We start from the raw sequence: 21,159 nt of genomic DNA, 5'->3' as shown, positions 1-21,159 counted from the left end.
TCTTTACGCTTCATAAAATTCTAACGGTAATTGATCCGGATCCCGGGTAAAGAAAAACTCTTTTCCCGTCAATTCATCTATCCTGATTTTTTCACAAATCAATCCTTTATCAATTAATTCCTGACGTTTTTCATTGACATTTTCAACAGAAAAAGCCAAATGCCTTAAACCACAAGATTCCGGTTGAGACGGTCTTTGCGGAGGATTAGGAAATGAAAATAATTCGATAACGTAGTGCTCTCCAATAGCTAAATCAAGTTTATAAGACTGCCTTTCTTTACGATATACTTCACGAATAATATGTAATCCTAAAACTTCAGTATAAAATTTTTTAGAAACTTCATAATCTGAACAAATAATAGCAATATGATGAATTTTCATGTTCAAATTTAATTTTTACGATTACAATTTTCTTTTCTTCTCGTATCAATCAAATACTGGATTTTCCACTCCCCGTTTTGTTTTACCAATTGAAAACTATTTGCTCCACAATGCAAAAAATTTCCTTTATAGTAAAAGGAATAAGGTGTGAAAACACTTGCCAGATTTCCGTCAATATGAATAGCCTCGATGGTAATTCTTTCATCTAAATCATCTTTAGAACTCTTCGAAACTGAAGAAATAAAATCAGCGACATTATCTGTTTTTACACCTCCATCCTTTGTGACGGTTTGTAAAATAGAATCTTCAGTAAAAGCTGATTTTAGCAATTCTGGATTTACAGTTTTCATTGCCAGAAAAAGATTCCGGATAGGTTTTTCGACTTCCTGATTCTGCTGTTGACCAAAACAAAAAGAGCCAAATAGTAAAGCAATTGCTAATATTTTATTCATAACATTCGGTTTTAATCTGAAGGAATAAAAATAAGAAATTCCAATAAAAAAACGGACATAAGCCCGTTTCTGTATATCTTAAAATTTCATTATATCTTTTACCACTCCATTATTCTGAGTGTGTTGTAACAATTCACTTTCAATGAAAGCTTTAATTTTTCCTTCAGAACCGTCATTCGGGAATAAAAGATGTACGTTTGCCCCCGCATCTAATGTAAAGAATAAAGGTAATTGTGTTTCTCTTCTGAAATCCCAAATTTTATTGATTACTTCTAGAGTTCCTGTTTTCATTAAAATAAAGGCAGGATCACTCATCATCATCATGGCATGAAGTGTAAGAGCCTCATGTTCAACCAATTTGATAAAACTTTGCATGTCTCCATTTTCAAGTATTTCCTTCATTGGGCCAAAATTTTCCCTTGCTTCCAAAAATCTTCTTTCCGCGTAAGGATTGGTTTTCATCAAACCATGCCCCACTGTAGAAGAAACACTTTTCTGACCTTCATGAATCAGTAAAACCCAATCATTAAAGTCTTTAAAAACAGCATCGATTTCTTCATCAGGATATTTTACCGCATATAAATCTGAACTTCCCTTTACCTGAGACTGCCCCCAAACAACTAATCCGTCATATAAGCTTCTGCAAGCGCTTCCACTCCCTAATCTTGCTAAAAAAGAGGCTTTTTTTAATGATTCTTCACCTGAATCTTTTCCTGCGAAAACCACATCAAGTCTCATCAGACATTTCGCAATCGCTCCAAAACCGGAAGCCGAGCTTGCAATTCCTGAACTGTGCGGAAATGTATTTTCAGTTTCTATGATATATTTTCCTTTTAAAATCCACGGAAGATATTGTTCGATATTTCTGAAATATTTTTCAATTTTCTCAGCAAATTTTATTTCTTCATTTCCTGACAAAAAAGTTTGCACAGAAAACGGCTCATCAGCCAGGAATCCCATTGTAGTATTGGTTTTACAATGATTCAAAGTATAGCTTATGCTTGGGTTGGCCGGGATCTGATTGTCGTATTTACCCCAATATTTAATCAAGGCGATATTTGACGGACAGCTTTCTGAAACTGTTTGTGTACTTATAGCAAAATCTTCTTTTCCCAGAAATTCTTGTGTTGTCATAATTTAGTTTAAATGATAAACTTTATTTTTTAACCGCAAAAATCTACAAAGGCTTTTGCAGCCACTATTTTTAATACATTTTTTCAATAATATCTGAATAATTTTTCAGCACTACATTTCTTTTAATCTTCAGGGTCGGAGTAATTTCTCCGGTATTGATTTCAAATTCAGCAGGCATTAAAGTAAATTTTTTCACCTTTTCATAATCAGCCAGATGTGATTGTAATTCTTTAATTTTTTCTTTATAAAAATCAATGATTTCCTTCTTGTGAACAATTTCTTCCCAAGTTGTAAAAGACATACTGATCTTCTTCAGATATTCTTTTAAGAACTCAAAATTCGGAACAATCAACGCTGAAACAAATTGTCTTCCTTCTGCAATTAAAACGATTTGCTGGATAAAATTATTATTGGTCAGAAGATTTTCGATTGGCTGGGGAGCAATATATTTCCCGTTGGAAGTTTTCATCAAATCTTTGATTCTGTCAGTAATAATCAGATTTTTATTTTTATCAAATTTTCCGGCATCCCCAGTTTTAAACCACCCGTCTTCTGTGAAAACCTTTTGTGTCTCTTCTGGGTTATTGTAATATCCTTTCATGATGCCATTTCCTTTTGCCTGAATTTCATCATTCTCACCAATCCGTATTTCTACGCCCGGCAAAGCCTTCCCGCTTGTTGCATGTTCAAAATGAGTTAACGGGAAAAGAGTAAGAGTCGCCGTAGTTTCCGTTAAACCGTAACCGACTGTAATATGAATTCCCACAGATTCAAAAAATCTTGTAACTTCAGGAGAAACAGATGCACCACCACAAGGTAAAAACCAAAGCCGGCCACCCATTTTATTTTTAATCTTACTGAAAACCAACATATCAGCAATAGACTCTTTGAATTTTAAACCAAAAGGAATTGGCTGCTCATTTCTTCTGAATTCTGCTGTTTGTGCTCCAATTCCAGTAGCCCAATTGAAGATTTTCTTCTTTAGTGATGAGCCTTCCTCTGCTTTTTCCAAAACTCCCGCATATACTTTTTGGAAAAATCTCGGAACTGCACACATCATGGTTGGTTTCACTTCCTCCAAAGTTTTTGCAATATCTTTAGGATCTTCTAAGAAATAAACCCTTGCTCCCCCGTAAAGACAAAGTAAACTCCAGCTTCTTTCGAAAACGTGAGTAAGCGGTAAAAACGCTAATGAAAGCTCTTCTTCAAAGTTTTTAAACTTAAAAAATTCAAAATGAGCATCAAAAGCTTTGATAAAATTTCCATGAGTAAGCATCACTCCTTTTGGGGTTCCTGTAGTTCCGGAAGTATAAATCAAAGTAGCTACATCATCATATCCTTTTTTGCAGATGTCAAATTTTGGAGAAGATGTAGCAATAAAATCTTCCAAATAAAAACTGCTGAATTCTTTTTTAATCCAAACTGCTTTTTTAGCAATAATGATAGTCTGGAGGCTGCTTCCTTTTTTTAAAAGCTCCAATGAAGCATCATATTGAGCCTGATTTCCAACTAAAATAATTTTAGACTGAGAATCATTAATAATATATTCAGACTGTTCTGCATTATTCGTGGAATAAATCGGAACGGTAATCGCCCCAACCGACATGATTGCCATATCAAAAATCATCCATTCACCTGAATTATCAGCATAAATTGCCACTCTGTCATTTTCTTCAACTCCGGAAGCTTTTAATGCGTTAGCCGTTTTAAAAACAATTTCACTGAATTTTTTCCAACTCAATTCCTTCCATCCTTCTTTCTTTTTAAAGCCAATTGCAGCTTTTATAGGGTGTTTTTCTACATTTTTTATGATAATTGCCTCTGCAAGATTCATTTCTTCAGCTTTTTGTCGTTAATATAATTGGTAAGATGAAAATCAACACTTTCCGTAACCGGGATAAATTGATAATTTAATCTTTCCTTAATTTTCTGATTGGAAATAGTATTAAGCGTGGATATTGCTTCTACATTTGATTTTGTGATGATCCTTAAAGATGGAACTAACCACCCGAAAAGCGTATTTGCCAACCTCCCGATATTTAATTGAAAGTCGGAAAGAATTTTAGCATCTTTTAATCCTGATTTTTTTCTGATTTGCTTTCCAAGCTCGGCATATTTTTGGTTTTCAGAAACGATAATAAATCGTTCTCCGAAAATATTTTTTTCCATTAGCTCTATACTGATTTTTGCAACATCTCTTGCATCAACATAGCTGGCTCCGCCTGAAAAAGTAAAACTATTTTTTTCAAAAGTGGGAAAAATATCCCCACTGCTGTTTCCCCAGTTTCCGCTTCCTATAATCATTCCGGGATTGATGATAACAACATTCAGTCCTTCCGCAGATGCTCTCCAGGCTTCCATTTCAGACAAATGCTTGGAAATGGCATAAGCAGAATGTTCTAATTTAGGATTAAAATCAGATTCCTCGTCTAATTCTCCTTTCTCATTAAAATTATCAAGGACAGCAATAGAACTTACATGAAGAAATTTTTTAACCCCAGAACTTTCACAGGCATACAATAAATTCTCTGTACCTTTGATATTTGTATGATACATTTCTTTTTCATCTTTCGGATGAAAACTTACCTTTGCAGCACAGTGATAGACTTCATTTACATCTTTTAAAGCATCCTGCAGACCATTGATATCATCAAAATCCACATCTGTCCATTCAATTTTATGGAAAACCTCATCAGGATTTTCAACATAAAACTGAAAAGAATGTCTTACTTCGTTTAAATTGCTCGTTGGTCTTTTGGCAGCCCGTACTTTTTTTCCTTTTTTTAAAAGTTCTAAAACGATTACTCTGCCTAAAATTCCGGTTGCACCCGTTACAAAAACCATCAAATTATATTTCTGCTTGATTGTTGACTAAATTATGACAATATTTTCTAATCGGCAATTCATTATATTACCTGAAAACAGCATCTGCAAATTTGCGATTTTTAAAGGAGATTTTGGAGTGAATTATTAACAAAAGTCGTAAAATTTTCCTTAAGGGAAATATTATTTTAGCTAAAATCTTTAACTTATAAAACTGAAAACGGGCTAAAGCCCGTTTCTGATATAAAAATCCTATAAATGTAGACGTATACGGAATCAAATTTTAAACTAAAACCATATTATCCCTTCTCGGAGCTTTGTCACACAAAACATCTGCGATGCTTTTTGAGATAAGGTTTCCGTCTGTAAGATTATCCAGCCAGAAAAATTCACCGGCAGCATTGATTTCGATGAAATAATATTCATCATCAGGAGAAACGATAATATCAAGCGCCCCGTAATCAACATGATAAACATCTAAAAGTTCCAAAACTTTGTCTTCAATATCTTTTGGAAGCTGAGTTGGAACCCATTTGTCAATTAAATTTACACCGTCTTTTCTCCAGTCAACTTTTGCATCTTCAAACTGTTGGGAATCAATTTCAAAAGCATAAACATCACGGCCTACAATCGTCACGCGAAGTTCTCTTTTTTTCTCAATCATTCTTTGAAACTGCATCGGGCAATATAAAAGCGTATCTAATTCTTTTAATTTTTCGTCGTCAATAACGTTGGTAAATACAACACTTTCAACGCCATCTTCGTAGATTGCAAAGCCAGTCTGCATTTTTGCGACAACATTTTTATGTTTTAAAATAAACTGCTTTGCTTCTTCAGGATTGTTTGTAAGGCAGGTTTCGGGAATTTTTAAGCCAATTTTATCGGCAATTTTCAATTGTTCTTCCTTGCTGTCTAATCTTCTGTAAACGCTGGGCTTTCCTAGAGAATAAGCATCAATAGATTCTAAAAAACCAAAAAGTGTATTCCGGATTTCCCCCATCGCTGCGCCATAAAACTTAGGATCCATTTCTTCTTTCAATCCATTGCCGATATTGTAGGCTCTCCTGTACCAGACTGCCGCAATATCATCTAGTCTGTATTTTGCATCAGGCGTTTCCAAAACGGTTACCCACTCTCCATCCTGAAAAGAGGTTGTTAATTTATTTTTTAGGGGATATAAATCGACATCAAAACGAACTACTTCACATCCGTTTTTACCGATATATTCTGTTACTTTTTCAATTGAAAAATTATCTCCTGTATGAGTTATTATTAAAATTTTATTCATTGGTATTAATTCTTTTTATAAGATTATCTGCAATTCTTTGTGCAATCGGGAAATTCAGTTCTTTTTGAAGCATTCCCCATTCTCCCTGAGGATTTACTTCCAGGAAATAATAGTTTCCGTCTTTTCCTTTTATCATATCAATTGCCCCGATGTAAATTCCCATTTCTTTCATCATAGAAGTCAGATTGGCTTTAATATTTCCAGGTAAATCATAGGCCGACCAAAAATAATTTCCCTGAGCCACTCTCCAATCAACATTTTCGCTATTATTGATTTTTCCGGTAAAAAATTCACCGTCTACATATATAATTCTCAATTCATATTCTTTGTCAATATAAGGCTGGAAAATCATCGGGCAATAAGCAATATCTGAAATGTTTTCCAAATTATTTTCTCCAATAATTGTTGTAGACAAAAAATTTTCTCCATTCATTGATTTTGTGATGACTCCGTGAAGTTTCCCTATCGCTTTCCCGTTACAATGTTCATAAAAAAAGCGTGTAATATTACCTTCATCATTAGAAAAAATCGTTTTTGGAATAAGCAAATCGTTTTTCTGAGCGATTCTAAGCTGATACATTTTATTGCCATCCACTTTCATTTCTCTTTCATAGGGATTTACCCACGGAATATTTTCTAAAACCGTAAAAAGATTATATCGAAGAGCGTTATATTCTTTCAAAAAAATCTTTTCAAAGCTGTTATCCAATTCTTCCGGAACCGTTATTCTCCAGGCTTTTCTATGCCAGACACCTTTTATTTCCTGAGAATGAAATGTATTTCCCAATTCATCAGTCAATTCAAACGAATCTTCAGTGATTGTTATTTTTTGAAGATGGTTTAATCGATCCGAATTCAATCTGAAATAAGGGATGTTTTTAGATGTTAAGTAATCAAAGAATATATCGATATTGTAAAAATCTTGTGAGTGAGTGATACAAAGAATCATTTGTTGGCTGTTTATTAAAAAAGGAAACTTAACGCTAAGTCTCCTTTAATATAGTTTTTGAATATGTTTTTGAACTATATAAAAAGTTTATTCAACATATTGCACATCATCGTCACCGTCTGATGGATATTTTTGCGTTTGTGCCATGTCATATTCCGGCAACGTAACAACATCTTTTACTTTACTTGTAGTAATACCGTCTCTTTCAGGAATAGTAACATCTATACCTCCTTTTACTGTCTCAGGATCTTTAAGCTGCTTTTCCAAGAAAGAAGCAAAAAACGGCTGTTTTTTTGAATTTTTGTTTTTCATAATTAATTTTGTTTGGATTTAATTTTTTAAACGGCATTTCCGTCTTCATCCCCATCAGAAGGGTATTTCATAGTGACATTATCATATCCCGGACGAGTAGCATTGTCCAGCGTAACCATAGTCACCGAATCTTTAAGAGGTGCAGTAGGCGCTACACTATCTTCAAGTGCAGCCGTAACAATTCCTGACCCGCCTTGAATAGTTTCAGGATCCTTAATTTGTTTCTCCAAAAAAGAGGCAAAGAATGGTTTTTTTGAATTTTTCTTTTCCATGTTATTAATATTTTGAATGATTTATGAAAATCTAATGTATAAAAAAAAATTCACACAGAGAAGAATAAAACTATTCTTTAAGAAAATTTTAACAAATTATAATCAATAATAATGGAATATTAATTTAAATTCAAAAATTGCTTAACAACATTAGCAAAATCAACAGGGTTTTCCGCCTGAACCCAATGTGCTGCATTTTTTACAATCACAATTTTAGCTTTCGGAAACTGCTGTTTTATCCCAAATTCATCCTGAGGAAGAATATAGTTTGACCTTTCACCCGAAATGAATAAAGTTTCTCCTTCAAAAACACCGAATTTTATCGCATTTGAAACAAATTCTGTATATTTTTCTGATAAAGTTTTAAGATTGAATCTCCAATTCAGCTTTTTACTATCATCCCAATACAAGTTTTTAGTTAAAAACTGAATCGTTGATTTTTCAGGAATATATTGACTTAAAACTGCCTCTACATCATTTCTGGAATTAGCCATATTGAAATCAACACTCTCTAAAGCTTTAATAACACCTTGATGATGCGGAGGATATGCTTTTGGAGAAATATCTACAACTATCAGTTTTTCTACCTTTTCGGGATATTTTACAGCAAACTGCATTACTGCTTTTCCCCCTAAAGAATGTCCTAAAAGGTGGGCTTTTTCGATTCCGTAATGATTCATATAATTGGCAATATCATCTGCCAAATCATCGTGAGACATGCTTTCTGAATGAAAACTTCTTCCGTGATTGCGCAAATCAATCAAATGAACAGGTAAAAATTCACCTAAATCTTTACCAAAACTTCCCCAGTTATCAAGCATTCCAAATAAACCGTGAAATACCAGAAGTGGTGTAGACGAAAGATTTTCGCCAAATATTTTTGAATGTAAAATTTCCATAATTTCTATAAATGTCAGAAGTTAGATATAGAGGTTAGATTGAAGTAAAACGTCTGATTTCTGGCTTCTAATTTTCCCATTTTGCCAATCTCTTCAAATAAGCCTGGACTGTATTTTCCAATCCCATGTAAAGTGCTTCAGAAATTAAAGCATGACCGATGGAAACCTCTAATAAATTCGGAATATTATCTGCAAAATATTTTAAATTTTCCAGACTTAGATCATGACCAGCATTTAAACCTAATCCAAAATCAGCAGCAGCAACCGCTGTATCGTAATAAGGTTTAATAGCCTGTTCTTTGTTGATTAAATAATTCTTAGCGTAAGCTTCAGTATATAATTCAATTCTGTCTGCACCTGTTTTTGCTGCATTTTCTACCAATTCAGGATCCGGATCCAGGAAAATTGAAGTCCTGATTCCTGCACTTTTAAATTCAGCGATGATTTCTGTAAGAAAATCTAAGTGTTTTATTGTGTCCCAACCTGCATTTGAAGTAATAGCATCATCCGCATCGGGAACTAAAGTCACCTGCTCAGGCTTCACCTCTAAAACCATGTCGATAAATGGGCGATGAGGATTTCCTTCGATATTAAACTCAGTAGTCACCAAAGGTTTTAGATCATAAACATCTTTTCTTGTAATATGTCTTTCATCAGGTCTGGGATGAATTGTAATTCCCTGTCCGCCAAACTCCTGAATCTTAATTGCAGCTTCCGTTACACTGGGCGTTTCGCCTCCTCTTGCATTTCTTATTGTTGCAATTTTGTTAATATTTACACTTAATTTTGTCATACTACAAAAATAAAAAAAACCCAACTTAAAGTGGGTTTTTCGTATAAGATTTTTTAATTTCCCTGCATAACCAATCGTACAACAGTAAGAACAACATTTACCGCCAGTCCGATAAGGGCTAAGGTACATGCAGATTTTGCAGCTACCGGCTCTTTGTCTTTTTTGACAAAATAAATAATTGCTCCTGCCAATGGAATACAAAATGATAAAATTTTCAACCCTATATGTAAATCTTCATTAGATTGATTCGAGTTGTTCGGATAATTTTGATTAAAATCGCTCATAGTTTGTTTTTAAGATAATAATATTTCGATGAATTTGTATGTATGATAAGTAATTCTTTCGCTAAATCCACTCATTCCTATTCCTGCTAAAATACCTGTGGAACAGCGCAGTATATTTGTACTTTCCCTGTGGAGATAAGCTTGAGTAAGACCATCCAACATGGTAGGAATAATAAGCGCAAGACTGATAAGAAATCCTATCTGATAAAACCACAGCATAGGAATCATAAAAAAATATCCAATATAAATTCCAGTACATCTTGCACACACAGGAAATTGCTTCTTCTTATAGAAAAAGGATCTTGATGGCATTCTGTGGCAATCTACCCATTGAATTTTTGTCATGCCACGAAAATACAAAAATATTTATTCTAAGAAAGAAAATTACCTCATTTCAGGAGCAAATTATCCAAATTACACGAAATAATTCATACAATATTAATTAAATCAGAAAATAATTCATAGAGAAGTTACTGAAAGGCAGTTTAAACCTTTACATTCACCTGCATCACCTGCAAATCAAATTCTTTTGACGCTACCAGTAAATGATCAAAAATATCTGCCTGAATCTGCTCAAAATGTTCCCATTTAGAATCATTTGTGAAACAATAAATTTCCAAAGGCAGTCCTTGAGGCGTAATATCCAGCTGACGAACCATTATAGCTCCGTTTTTATCAATATCAGGATCGTTTTCAATATACTTTTGAGCATAATATCTAAAAACACCAATATTGGTAAGCTGCCTTCCGTTGACAATTTTGTCTTTATGCTTCAGATTTTCTTTTTCCTTTTTCAATTCGGTCATTTTACCTTCAAGATAATCTGAAATAAGGTTGATTTCCTTCAGCCGCTCAATATCTTCATCAGTTAAAAATTTAAAGGAATTGATATTAAAATAAATAGATTTTTTAATTCTTCTTGTATTAGATTCAGACATTATCTGAAGGTTTTTAATCTCTGTTGTCAATAAATCATATGTCGGAATTGTAGAAACCGTCTTATCAAAATTGCTTATTTTTGTTGTTAAAAGACTGATATCCATAATATTTCCTTCAATACTGTATTTCGGAATACTTATCCAGTCTCCGACTTTCATACTTTTTGAAGTGGCTACATGAAGGCCAGTCACAAATCCTAAAATTGTATCTCTGAATACCAAAACCAGAACCGCCGTAATTGCTCCTAAACTCCCTAAAATAGTACCGCCTTTAATCCCAAAAATGATACAGATCCCAATCACAGAAAGCACAAAAATTCCAAAAATTTTCACTGTTTCAGAAATGGCATTAAGAGCCATTATTTTGTAATAATCCTGTTTGATAACAAAGTAATTCCTAAAAGCGGTCAATGCTCTGAACAACATTCCTGCAATCACAAAAATAGTTGCTACATCTACGATTAACCCTAATAAAGCAAAACTTTTCGGATGTCTGTAAAAAACAGAAAGCAATGCATGGCCTGCAAAATTCAAAGCGCCTAAATGGACTAACGAATTGGTAATTCTGGAATCATAAATCGATTTTAAAACCGGATATTTTTCTTTGTCAAAAAAGAACTTAATGACCGTATTAACAATAAGCTTTAAAAGAAAATCTAAAAGAAAAATAAGACCTGCTAAAAATATAAATTTCAATACGATCTGAAGGGTAAGCACCAAATCAGAATGTACATTATCTCTTACAAAATAGTGAATCTGGTCACTTATATTCTGTAGAAAATCTTTAGTGTCTTGTATTTCGTCTTTCATTAAAGCAAATTTAACAAATTTAGGACTGATTTTGTATTCGTAATTTAATATTCATCATCAATTATCATCCCAAAAATATTTATCCTTACATAAAATTTTCTTTTTTTATATCTTGCATTATAAATTTAAAAAATGGATACTACATTAATTAACATTTTTTGTCTTGTATTATTATTTGTAGGAATATTAGGAACCTTCTTACCTGTTTTACCCGGATTATTATTAAGCCTTTGCGGATTGCTAATCTATAAATTTGGAACAGATGCGGATTTATCAATGCTTTATGTCTGGGCATTTGGACTTTTAACAGCTCTTTCCGTTGTTTTAAGTTATGTAATCCCCGCAAAAACAACCAAAAAATATGGCGGAACCCGCTGGGGAAGCATTGGTTCGGTAGTGGGAACTATTGTCGGAATATTTTTACCTATTCCTTTAGGATTTTTAGTTGGAATGTTCGCAGGGGTTTTCATTGGAGAATTACTTCATGACAGCAAAGACATGAATAAAGCCTGGAAATCAACAAAAGGAGCTTTTGTAGGATTTATTTACGGAACGGGTTTCAGTTTTGTAGTGGGTGTGGCAATGTTTTTGGTAGTATTATTAAACATGCTTAATGTTATTTAAAATCAAAACAATGTTACACAAAGCCATCATATTCAGTTTGGGAGTATTGACATTATCAAACTGCAGTGCTCAAAAAGAAATGAACACCTCCACAAAAACTTCTGTTACTGAAATAAAAGAAACAAAATCTATGAATAAAGAAGGAGAAGTTATTTATTTTACGGAAGGGGAAAATAAATTTTTAAAAGAGGCGGAAATGAATCTCACTTTCAAAGGTATTTCTGAAGACAGCCGTTGCCCTACCGATGTAAATTGTGTTTGGGCCGGAGTAGCTGTTGCTAATGTTGAAGTAATGGGATTGGCAACAAGACCCGCAATGCTGAACCTGGCCACAACGGATAATGCAGGAAGAAATTATTTTAAAACTGCCGAGTTTAACGGATACACCATTTCATTGGTCGAAGTTACTCCTTATCCGAATTCAAAAGAGGGAGTAAAAGCTTTGGCAGGAAAATACAGAATAGGAATCACTATCAAAAAGGCAGAAGAAAAATCTACCATGAAATAGGCTTCTTTCCTTTTGACACCAGATATTCGTTGATTTTTGAGAAAGGTTTGCTTCCAAAAAAACCTCTGTGAACAGAAAACGGTGACGGATGCGCCGATTTTATAATAAAATGCTTGGTAGAATCTATGAGTTCGGCTTTTTTTTGTGCAAAAGCTCCCCATAACACAAAAACCACATTTTCTTTTTTATCTGAAATTTCTTTAATAATAAAATCTGTAAACTTCTCCCAACCCAAATCTTTATGTGAATTTGGAGAATGCGCACGAACCGTTAAAGTGGCATTTAATAATAAAACACCTTGTTTTCCCCAATCGTCTAATTCTTTTGAAGTTCTTACCACTCCTAAATCATCTTTTAATTCAATAAAAATATTTTTGAGCGAAGGTGGTGCTGCCACCTGTTCGGAAACTGAAAAGCACAAACCATTTGCCTGAAAATCATTATGATAAGGATCCTGACCTATAATCACAACTGCAATATCATCGAAAGGTGTGATTTCCAATGCTCTGAAAATCTGATTTTTAGGTGGAAAAACTTTTGTTGTTGCATACTCTTGCTTTACTTTTTCCCAAAGTTTTTTAAAATATTCCGTGTTTTTTATAGGGGCTAAAATATCTGTCCAGGTCATGGTAAATTATTAAAATGGTAAATCTTCTTCACTTATTTACTGTTGTTGAACTTAGGAATTGTAACTGCATTATTTTTATCAACTCTATATGGAGTAAAGATATCATTAATTCAAATATACAAAATATTAAAAATATGTAAGTCCTTATTTCTTTAAACTAAAAACCAAATTCTCCGGAAAGCCTTTATCTTCTCTTCCCTCCTCCAACATAAAATCATGTTTTAAAAGAAGGCCTTTCGAGTTTTCATTCAACTTATTGGTGATTGCTAAAATTTCCTGCAAATGTAATTCATTAAAACCAAAATTTAAAACAGCTGTCAATGCTTCCGACATGATTCCTTTTCGGTGATAATCCGGCAGCAATTCGTAACCTACTTCTGCAGTTTTCCTGTCTTCAGAAAAATTCCAAAGGCAAATTGTACCGATAATACCCGGTTTTTCTTTTAAAGAAATTCCCCAATAAAATGTTTGGTTATTTTTAGTCCTCTCTTTAATCGTTAAGATAAATTGAAGTGCATCATAATTTGTTTTTGGTGATTTTCTTTGAACAAATTTGTTGATAAACTCATTGCTTCGGATTCTCAAAATATCTTCCGCATGGGTTTCGTTAATGTCTTTTAAGATTAATCGTTCGGTTTCCAGTTTCATGTTTCAAATTTAGCAAAACTTGATTATATAGTTATTTTCAAATTAACATTCACATTTTCTCACTAAATTTGCAGTGTGTATATAAATAAAGAAGATTTAAACGAATTAGAGTTTCCGCAATTGCTCGCGGAAATTTCTCCTTTTGCGTATTCTCCGAAAACGAGGGAAAAAATTCTTCAACTTCGTCCGATGGAAATTGACGAGGCAGAACTTTCATTGAAAAAAACTTCCGAGTATTTGTCGAGTTTTGAAAGTTCAAATGCGATTCCGTTTGATGAATATGAAGATATTGAAAGTGAGTTGAAACTCATGCTGATTGAGAATTATCGTCTTGAAAACAGTGCTTTCATCAGAATCAAAACCATCACGGAACAGATAGGAAAACTTCAGAAGTTTTTCCCGACCATGCCAGAAACCTTTCCTACTTTGATACAAGACGTTTCTGTTTTAGAATTCAAAAAGGAAATTATTGATAAAGTAGATAAAGTTTTTAACCGTTTTGGTGAAGTGAAAAGTGAAGCTTCTCCAATTCTGAAAACGTTAAGAGCCGAAATTCAGGTTGCGAAAAAAGCAATTCAGGAAAACTTCAACCGGGCTTTATTCAATTACGGGCAAAGTGATTTTTTGGATGATATCCGCGAAACAATTATTGATGACCAAAGGGTTTTAGCCGTAAAATCTGCCTACAAAAAAAGAGTAGCGGGAAGAGTTTTAGGACTTTCAAAAACAGGCTCTATCACCTATATGCAGCCGGACAGTGTTGTAAAACATTACTTCAAACTAAAAGAAAGTGAAGAAGAAGAGAAAAAGGAAATCGATAAAATTCTGAGAAAACTGACCGCAGAGCTGGCAGAATTTCAACCTCAGCTTTGGAGGTATCAGATGTATATTTTTGATCTTGATTTGACCAGAGCCAAGGCTAAATTTGCAGAATTAATCAATGGAGTTTTACCGAAAATCAACCGTCACAAGACGTTAAGATTAAGAGAAGCTTTTCATCCTTTGCTATTTTTAAGAAATAAGGCTGAAAATAAAACCATTTATTCCCAGACTTTAACATTAACGGATCATAACAGAATTATCTGTATTTCAGGGCCGAACGCTGGAGGGAAATCAATCACGCTGAAAACTGTCGGTTTGCTTCAACTGATGATTCAAAGCGGAATTTTGGTTCCGGCTCACCCGAAGTCTGAAATGTTTTTCTTTGACAAAATCATGACGGATATCGGTGATAACCAATCTATTGAAAACCATCTTTCTACGTATTCATCAAGATTGAAGAAGATGTCGGGAATCATCCGAGAGGCTGATGCAGAAACGCTTTTGTTAATTGATGAATTTGGAACGGGCTCAGATCCTGAACTCGGTGGAGCTTTGGCAGAAAGTTTCCTTGAGTTTTTCTATGATAAAAAAAGTTTTGCCATTATTACAACTCACTATACCAACATAAAATTGGTTGTAGAACAGCTTCCAAATGCTCAAAATGCAGCAATGCTGTTTAATGAAGAGACTTTGGAACCGATGTATAAACTGGAAGTAGGACAAGCCGGAAGTTCATTCACATTTGAGGTGGCGGAAAAGAATAAAATTCCGAGATTTATCATTCATTCTGCAAAGAAAAAAGTAGAACATGATATTGTAAATCTTGATAAAACAATTGTAAAACTTCAGCAGGAAAAGTACGAGGTTGAAAAATTGAAAACCGACCTTGCCGAAAGAAAAGAATCCGTAGAAGACAAGCGTGATAATTTACAGAAACTGAACGAGCAGCTTCAGCAAAAACTGTTTAATTTCCAGAAACTGTATGAAGAGGAGCATCGAAAGCTTCAGTTCGGGAATAAGATTGAAACATTTATCGACAGTTATGTAAAAGGAAAATCCAGGAAGGATGTTGTAAAGGATTTCGTAAAAATTTTGGAACAGGAAAAGTTCAGGAAAATTGGCGCCGACAAAGATGAAACCAAGCGACTTCAAGTAGTAAAACGAAAAATAACTCAACAGCTTAAAAGAGAAGAAGTTATTGAAAAAATCTCCGAAACCAACGAAAAACTGGAGGAAAAACGTAAAACCGACCGTGCAGTCTGGATGAAAGTAGGGCAACGAGTCCGCATCACCGGAAGTACAAGTGTGGGAACGATTGAAAAAATTTCCAGAAATAAGGTGATTGTAAATTACGGAACGTTTAAGACAACGATTGATTCGGAAGAATTGGAAAGGATTTAATTATGGTTGTTAAAACACGAATTATATTCAGGGATTTTTTGACATTTCATTTAAAAAACTCATTAGTCCGAATTATTATATTTTCGTTAATAGCCATAATTTTTTTTTGCAATAAATTTCTATAATGCTGAAAATGATAATAAGGAATTTCTGAAATCAGCATCAATTTGGTTATTGATTTTATTTGTATTTATCATAATCCGTACTTATTTCAGTGTGAAAAAAGTTTTCTATTCCAATAAAAACATTCAAGAATGTATTTTTTATACATTTACAAATGAAACTATTCATACAAAAGGAGAAACTTTCGAGGGAGAGTTTCATTGGAATACGGTTTATAAAGTAAAGGAAAATACAGATTGGTTCTTAATCTATCAGAATGCTCAAATTATGAACATGATTCCTAAAAAATTTTTCACAAAAAATCAGATCCTGGAACTTCGAAATATTATTAAAAATAATAAGGTAAAGTCAAAATTAAGAAACGATTAATTTAAAATAAAAAGAGAGTGCTTTTTTTACATTCTCTTTCGTTTTTATTTAATATTCCCAATCCATTTTAAATAAATTAAAGATTTTAAAGAATTGCAATACTTCCGAAAAGCATTTAATTTATATATTTGAGCTGTCAAAAAAATTTCATGATGATTTCCGTAAACAAAGCATTTTATCTATCAGTTTTCAGTTTGTTTTCTTTAGCTTTTGCAAAGGGGCAAAATAAAGTTCCTTTCGGAGTGGTAAAAGCTGAGGAAGGTTATGCAATGGTACGCGTTCACAAAGATGATTACAGAAAAATCATTGATAAAATCCGTATGAAAACAGGAGATGTTTTTGTTTATGTAAAGCCGGCTCCGGGAGAAACAGAATGGATTTGGATCAAATATCCTGAAAAACAAGATTCTGAAAAGCCTTTCGTAAGATATGACAGCCTGAATAAAGAGGGTATGGTAAATAAAGGGCGTGTTGCTTTTATTGATCAATTACCGCAATTCACACCTTCAAAATCTAAAAATGGAAAATCTTTGATTTTTACAGATAATACCAATCCAAAAATTCCAACCAATCAAAGAACTAAGGTTATTATTGACATCTATCCTTCGTATGCAAATATCAAAAGACAGGAAAAAGATGCTAACGGGAAAATTTTGACGGTAGATAAAGTAAAACCTTGGGGAGTAGGCAACGAAATACCTGAAGGCATGACGGAAATAAAATCTATCAGAGTACAACAGCCCGGACGAGGTTCTGTTTTTGTGAGAGAAGCCATTAAAAATATGTTCCAACCGACTATGGATTTTGAAAATATCGGGGTAACTTCTCTTGATGCAGATCATATTTTCCTTTATATGACTAATGGTAGTGGCGAAAACAGGTATACAACACTTTGGACTATCAACAAAGGCAGAGTTATCAGCCAAATTATTTACAATAATCCTGAATAACTCACTGTTTCTTCTATTTTATTCTTATTTTTGTACTCAGAAAAGTAAATAGCTTTTTCAGAAATTGGTCCTGCTTAACTGCAGATTAAAAGGGAATCGTGTGGAAATCACGAACTGTCGCGCAACTGTAAGTAACTAAAAGTCTTTATCAAAAATCCACTGTGCGAGGCACGGGAAGGAGATAAATGATGTTACGAGTCAGGAGACCTGCCTTTTTCTTAAACAAAAAAACTTTCGCGATTTGAAGTTTTATTGATCTAATAGATGTTTCAGGGATTTCTAAAGTTCCTGTCATTGTTCTGTTGTTTTAATATTATTTCATTTTGCATTAATTAATAATGAAATATGACTACAGAAGAAAGAATTGACACATCCGAAACCAGAATTTTCAAAGCAGTTTTCCCAAACACAACCAATCATTATGATACCCTTTTCGGAGGTACAGCAATGCAGCTGATGGACGAAGTGGCATTCATTACCGCTACCCGATTTGCAAGAAAAAGAGTCGTAACCGTAAGCAGTGATAAAATTGATTTTAAAAAGCCTATTCCTGCCGGAACTATCGTTGAATTAATCGGGAAAGTTTCTCACGTAGGGAAAACGAGTATGAAAGTAAATGTTGAAATTTATACCGAACAAATGTATTCTTACGAAAGAGAAAGAGCAATTGTAGGTGACTTTACTTTTGTAGCAATTGATGAGTTCAAGAAGCCAATCCAAATACTATAAACGAAAAGATTCCGGCGACCTTCGGTCGCCGGAATTTTATTTTCAAAAATGTTTTTTTTAAAGCTGTTTTCGGCGGGCTTTGCCCGCCGAAACTTTATTTATTTCAAGACTTTCTCAGTATCTAAACTTTTAATTAATAACATTTGAAAAGCCTCTCCCATTTCGTCAGAAGCTCTTACAATTGCATTTTCAAGCATATTTCGGATTTGCTTTTCTGTAACTCCTGCTTCCGTCCAGCTTTTTCCTGAAGTATGTGAGTTTAGAATAAAGGGCATAATCCGGTCAATTGCACAGGCAAAAATAGCATCGGGAGTTTGCTCTTCTTCAAATTCTAGCCAAAGATTAAAAAATTCCGAACGTAGGGGCTCATCTAAAATTCCGAAAATCTTTTGTGCAGAAACTTTTTCCCGTTCAAATTTACCTGCCATTGCAACCTCATCAAAAAGGAAAGTATCTCCTGCTTCAATTTCCACCAAATCATGAATAGAAAGCATTCTGATAACCCTTAGCAAATCAATATCCGCCCTGTTTTTCGCATAAGGGAAAAGAATTTGAGCTAAAATAATAATTTGCCAGGAATGTTCCGCCGTGTTTTCTCTTCGCGAGTCGTCAGCGTTATAATTTCTTCTTTGCACGTTTTTTAAAGCATCAACTGCTAAAATAAAATCTATTTCCTTCTGTATCTTCATCTTAATTATTGCTTGTAATATTCATCGGTAGGATATGTTTTAATATTTGTTATCCATTTATCATCTATAAATTCTTTAGTTGTCACTTTTACTTTTTCCCCACCTGTTGCATCTTCTTCCACTTCATAAACTTTCACCAGTCCCCTATGCGGAATTACGGTATATTCTGTCGTAAGATGCCAACAGCAACCGGATTTTGAGAACGTAATCAATCTTTTCCGCTCAGAATCTGTCTGGAACATTCCCAGGTTTTCGTAAGCAAGGCTTGTCAGTTCTTCGCTTTTTACAAATAGCTTTTTTGTAATATTAAAAACGTAGACATCATATGAAGGACCGCCATAACCACTCTGATTCCCATTTCGTACAGCAACATCTTCTGTACCATCAAAATTGAAATCATCAAAAATCAACGGGCTTTGCTCATCATACAACTGAATAATATTTGCTGTTGGTTTTTGATCATCGTTTAAATAAAAATTCAAATCGTCAGAAACCAGTGTTTGAAACTTTCTAGATGTATTTTTACTAAAAAACTCAATAGTTGCTTTTCCACGGCATTCTTCTTTGTCACAGTTCTGAACGTTTATCTTAATATCATAATTTTCCGAAGCATCTTTCAGCTCAAAATGATTTTGCCCAAAAGCAACAGTTCCCAAAATGACAAACGGTAATAAAAATCTGGAATTTACCATACATGTATTTTAATCAAAGATATCTTAATTGAGTTTTCAGCGAACTCTTATTGCAAAAATAAGAGTTTTGATTGTAAACCTGTTTTATATAAAAGATTAATTGTAATTTTAGTAGAAACATAAATTATGAATACTCCATTTAATTACCCACCTGAAATCAAGGGAAGAAGAAAAATATATTCTTTATTAAAAGGTTTAAACCATCCGTTGGAAGTAATCAGCGGAAATCATCAATCTGTGGGTGACAACTATTATATAAAAGCAAGTTTCACCAACAAAAATTTTATTTTTTCCCAGGATAAAGAATTCATAGAATATATTTTAAAGCAAAATCATAAAAATTATTACAAATCCGAGATACAGTCTATTACTTTAGGAAAATATCTCGGAAAAGGATTATTAACAAATAACGGAAAAGACTGGCTGAAACAAAGAAGATTGATACAACCCGGTTTTAATAAAACTAAAATTGTAAATCTTGTTTCCATCATGAAGGAGGAAATTGATAAAGCCTTTCAGTCATTCAAACCTGGGAAGGAAATTGATTTATACCATTTTTTTCACAAACTTGCCTTTAATATTGTTGCCAAAACCCTTTTCAGTTCGGATGTCGACGAGAATACCGTCAATGAATTAAGTAAAATCATCACAGAAGTTCAGGAAGTTTCTACCAAAGAAGTCCGTTTACCTTTTTACTCTAAAATATTAAATATTTTCGGTATTATTGATAAAAATATTAAAAAAAGTAAAAGATCAAAAGCTATTATCCAAGGAATTTTGGATAAGCGGAGAAATTCGGGAGAATCCAAAAATGATTTACTGGATATGCTTATTCAGACGAGATATGAAGATACACAACTCCCTATGTCAGACCAACAGCTGGTGGATGAAATGCTGATTCTTTTTATCGCCGGTCATGAAACAACCGCCAATGCCCTCAGTTTTATTTTCTTCGAAATCAGTCAGAATCCTAAAGCTGAGGAAAAATTGAAAAAAGAAATAGAGGATGAAGCTGAAATGGTTTTTACCTCTGAAAATTTGATGAAAAAATCTTTTACAATAAATATCATAAAAGAGGCAATGCGACTTCATTCCCCAGCTTGGGCAATAGACCGTGAAGCGTTGGAAGATGACAGTTTCCAAGAATATTCCTGGCCCAAAGGGACTATGATTATACTTTACATTAGTGGTCTTCATAGAAATCCTAAGTATTGGGAGCGCCCCGACTCATTTATCCCTGAACGTTTTGATGATGAAAATGCCAAAAATTTTGCCTACTACCCTTTCGGAGCCGGTCCTAGGCTTTGCATCGGTGAGCATTTTGCAATGATGGAAATGGCTCTCATTGTACGTAAATTCTACAAAGACTTCACTTTTATATCATATCAAAAAAAATTAGATAAAAAAGCTCTTGTTACTTTAAGGCCAATCAGCTTAAAAGGGAAAATTAATAACAATTTAACCTAATTTTTCTAAACCTTTCATTCTCACAATTCAAAAAAATAAAATAATAAATCTGATTTACAAATAGTTATATATTATTTTTATATTTTTTCACTACTTTGTATTGCATAATACCATTTTAATTACATATCTTTGTAATGTAAAATCGGAATAGGTTCATCTAGCTAGGAATTTTAT

At 33.5% G+C, this 21,159-nt stretch carries 25 protein-coding genes and 1 riboswitch; of the genes, 7 read left to right on the top strand and 18 right to left on the bottom strand.

From position 1 onward, the window contains the following. Positions 1-3: 3 nt before the first annotated feature. The 14 genes from ACM39_RS00340 to ACM39_RS00275 form a co-directional block, all read right to left on the bottom strand. Positions 4-381, bottom strand: a complete 378-nt coding sequence (locus tag ACM39_RS00340; protein WP_048509035.1) for a VOC family protein — start codon at positions 379-381, stop codon at positions 4-6. Positions 382-389: 8 nt separating this feature from the next. Then, positions 390-833: a nuclear transport factor 2 family protein gene (locus ACM39_RS00335; RefSeq protein ID WP_048509034.1), complete on the bottom strand. Its 444-nt coding sequence runs from the start codon at positions 831-833 to the stop codon at positions 390-392. Between the two features lie 78 nt (positions 834-911). Next, on the bottom strand, positions 912-1,967 hold the full coding sequence (locus ACM39_RS00330; RefSeq protein WP_048509033.1) for a diphosphomevalonate/mevalonate 3,5-bisphosphate decarboxylase family protein: 1,056 nt from the start codon (positions 1,965-1,967) through the stop codon (positions 912-914). A 70-nt stretch (positions 1,968-2,037) separates the two neighbouring features. Further along, complete coding sequence (locus ACM39_RS00325; RefSeq protein WP_048509032.1) at positions 2,038-3,801, bottom strand: AMP-dependent synthetase/ligase; 1,764 nt, start codon at positions 3,799-3,801, stop codon at positions 2,038-2,040. Further along, positions 3,798-4,811 carry an NAD-dependent epimerase/dehydratase family protein gene (locus ACM39_RS00320; RefSeq protein ID WP_048509031.1) on the bottom strand — a complete coding sequence of 338 codons (1,014 nt, stop codon included), beginning with the start codon at positions 4,809-4,811 and terminating at the stop codon, positions 3,798-3,800. Before ACM39_RS00320 ends, ACM39_RS00325 begins: the two co-directional genes overlap by 4 nt. 262 nt (positions 4,812-5,073) lie before the next feature. After that, complete coding sequence (locus tag ACM39_RS00315) at positions 5,074-6,078, bottom strand: MvdD family ATP-grasp ribosomal peptide maturase (protein WP_048509030.1); 1,005 nt, start codon at positions 6,076-6,078, stop codon at positions 5,074-5,076. Then, positions 6,071-7,027, bottom strand: a complete 957-nt coding sequence (locus ACM39_RS00310) for an MvdC/MvdD family ATP grasp protein (RefSeq protein WP_048509029.1) — start codon at positions 7,025-7,027, stop codon at positions 6,071-6,073. Before ACM39_RS00310 ends, ACM39_RS00315 begins: the two co-directional genes overlap by 8 nt. Before the next feature lie 87 nt (positions 7,028-7,114). Beyond that, positions 7,115-7,339 (bottom strand): microviridin/marinostatin family tricyclic proteinase inhibitor, encoded by a 225-nt coding sequence (locus ACM39_RS00305; protein ID WP_048509028.1) that lies wholly within the window; start codon positions 7,337-7,339, stop codon positions 7,115-7,117. A gap of 26 nt (positions 7,340-7,365) precedes the next feature. Continuing rightward, positions 7,366-7,611, bottom strand: a complete 246-nt coding sequence (locus ACM39_RS00300) for a microviridin/marinostatin family tricyclic proteinase inhibitor (protein ID WP_048509027.1) — start codon at positions 7,609-7,611, stop codon at positions 7,366-7,368. Between the two features lie 119 nt (positions 7,612-7,730). After that, a complete protein-coding gene (locus ACM39_RS00295; RefSeq protein ID WP_048509026.1) occupies positions 7,731-8,510 on the bottom strand; it encodes an alpha/beta fold hydrolase in 780 nt (259 codons plus the stop codon). Positions 8,511-8,577: 67 nt separating this feature from the next. Then, on the bottom strand, positions 8,578-9,303 hold the full coding sequence (locus tag ACM39_RS00290) for a pyridoxine 5'-phosphate synthase (RefSeq protein ID WP_048509025.1): 726 nt from the start codon (positions 9,301-9,303) through the stop codon (positions 8,578-8,580). Between the two features lie 53 nt (positions 9,304-9,356). Next, on the bottom strand, positions 9,357-9,587 hold the full coding sequence (locus ACM39_RS00285; RefSeq protein ID WP_048509024.1) for a hypothetical protein: 231 nt from the start codon (positions 9,585-9,587) through the stop codon (positions 9,357-9,359). Positions 9,588-9,596: 9 nt separating this feature from the next. Further along, positions 9,597-9,932: a DUF2085 domain-containing protein gene (locus ACM39_RS00280; protein WP_048509023.1), complete on the bottom strand. Its 336-nt coding sequence runs from the start codon at positions 9,930-9,932 to the stop codon at positions 9,597-9,599. A 140-nt stretch (positions 9,933-10,072) separates the two neighbouring features. Next, positions 10,073-11,335: a mechanosensitive ion channel family protein gene (locus ACM39_RS00275; RefSeq protein WP_048509022.1), complete on the bottom strand. Its 1,263-nt coding sequence runs from the start codon at positions 11,333-11,335 to the stop codon at positions 10,073-10,075. Positions 11,336-11,467: 132 nt separating this feature from the next. On the opposite strand from ACM39_RS00275, the gene ACM39_RS00270 reads away from it, so the two are divergent. Next, positions 11,468-11,959 (top strand): DUF456 domain-containing protein, encoded by a 492-nt coding sequence (locus tag ACM39_RS00270; protein ID WP_048509021.1) that lies wholly within the window; start codon positions 11,468-11,470, stop codon positions 11,957-11,959. A 10-nt stretch (positions 11,960-11,969) separates the two neighbouring features. Further along, positions 11,970-12,467: a hypothetical protein gene (locus ACM39_RS00265; RefSeq protein ID WP_048509488.1), complete on the top strand. Its 498-nt coding sequence runs from the start codon at positions 11,970-11,972 to the stop codon at positions 12,465-12,467. Here the strand turns inward: ACM39_RS00265 and ACM39_RS00260 are convergent. Both ACM39_RS00260 and ACM39_RS00255 read right to left on the bottom strand, forming a co-directional pair. Continuing rightward, on the bottom strand, positions 12,454-13,095 hold the full coding sequence (locus tag ACM39_RS00260; RefSeq protein WP_048509020.1) for a uracil-DNA glycosylase: 642 nt from the start codon (positions 13,093-13,095) through the stop codon (positions 12,454-12,456). The genes ACM39_RS00265 and ACM39_RS00260 overlap by 14 nt on opposite strands. 144 nt (positions 13,096-13,239) lie before the next feature. Further along, positions 13,240-13,743 carry a GNAT family N-acetyltransferase gene (locus ACM39_RS00255; RefSeq protein WP_048509019.1) on the bottom strand — a complete coding sequence of 168 codons (504 nt, stop codon included), beginning with the start codon at positions 13,741-13,743 and terminating at the stop codon, positions 13,240-13,242. A gap of 75 nt (positions 13,744-13,818) precedes the next feature. Here ACM39_RS00255 and ACM39_RS00250 point away from each other — a divergent pair, with 75 nt between their 5' ends. The 4 genes from ACM39_RS00250 (at position 13,819) to ACM39_RS00235 (ending at position 18,137) form a co-directional block, all read left to right on the top strand. Beyond that, positions 13,819-15,966, top strand: coding sequence for an endonuclease MutS2 (locus tag ACM39_RS00250; protein WP_048509018.1), 2,148 nt, complete (start codon positions 13,819-13,821; stop codon positions 15,964-15,966). Between the two features lie 216 nt (positions 15,967-16,182). Next, on the top strand, positions 16,183-16,458 hold the full coding sequence (locus tag ACM39_RS00245) for a YcxB family protein (RefSeq protein ID WP_048509017.1): 276 nt from the start codon (positions 16,183-16,185) through the stop codon (positions 16,456-16,458). A gap of 149 nt (positions 16,459-16,607) precedes the next feature. Further along, positions 16,608-17,408, top strand: coding sequence for a hypothetical protein (locus ACM39_RS00240; RefSeq protein WP_048509016.1), 801 nt, complete (start codon positions 16,608-16,610; stop codon positions 17,406-17,408). A 48-nt stretch (positions 17,409-17,456) separates the two neighbouring features. Continuing rightward, positions 17,457-17,638, top strand: a riboswitch (cobalamin riboswitch). Between the two features lie 115 nt (positions 17,639-17,753). Then, positions 17,754-18,137, top strand: coding sequence for an acyl-CoA thioesterase (locus ACM39_RS00235; RefSeq protein ID WP_048509015.1), 384 nt, complete (start codon positions 17,754-17,756; stop codon positions 18,135-18,137). Between the two features lie 98 nt (positions 18,138-18,235). Here ACM39_RS00235 and ACM39_RS00230 read toward each other — a convergent pair whose 3' ends face one another. Both ACM39_RS00230 and ACM39_RS00225 read right to left on the bottom strand, forming a co-directional pair. After that, positions 18,236-18,826 carry an HD domain-containing protein gene (locus tag ACM39_RS00230; RefSeq protein WP_048509014.1) on the bottom strand — a complete coding sequence of 197 codons (591 nt, stop codon included), beginning with the start codon at positions 18,824-18,826 and terminating at the stop codon, positions 18,236-18,238. A 5-nt stretch (positions 18,827-18,831) separates the two neighbouring features. Beyond that, complete coding sequence (locus ACM39_RS00225; protein WP_048509013.1) at positions 18,832-19,518, bottom strand: XAC2610-related protein; 687 nt, start codon at positions 19,516-19,518, stop codon at positions 18,832-18,834. 126 nt (positions 19,519-19,644) lie between these two features. Here ACM39_RS00225 and ACM39_RS00220 point away from each other — a divergent pair, with 126 nt between their 5' ends. After that, positions 19,645-20,985 carry a cytochrome P450 gene (locus ACM39_RS00220; protein ID WP_048509012.1) on the top strand — a complete coding sequence of 447 codons (1,341 nt, stop codon included), beginning with the start codon at positions 19,645-19,647 and terminating at the stop codon, positions 20,983-20,985. Positions 20,986-21,159 lie beyond the last annotated feature (174 nt).

The organism is Chryseobacterium sp. FH2, assembly GCF_001045455.1.
Taxonomy (GTDB): Bacteria; Bacteroidota; Bacteroidia; order Flavobacteriales; family Weeksellaceae; genus Chryseobacterium.
This window is presented reverse-complemented; position numbering and strand designations above follow the sequence as displayed.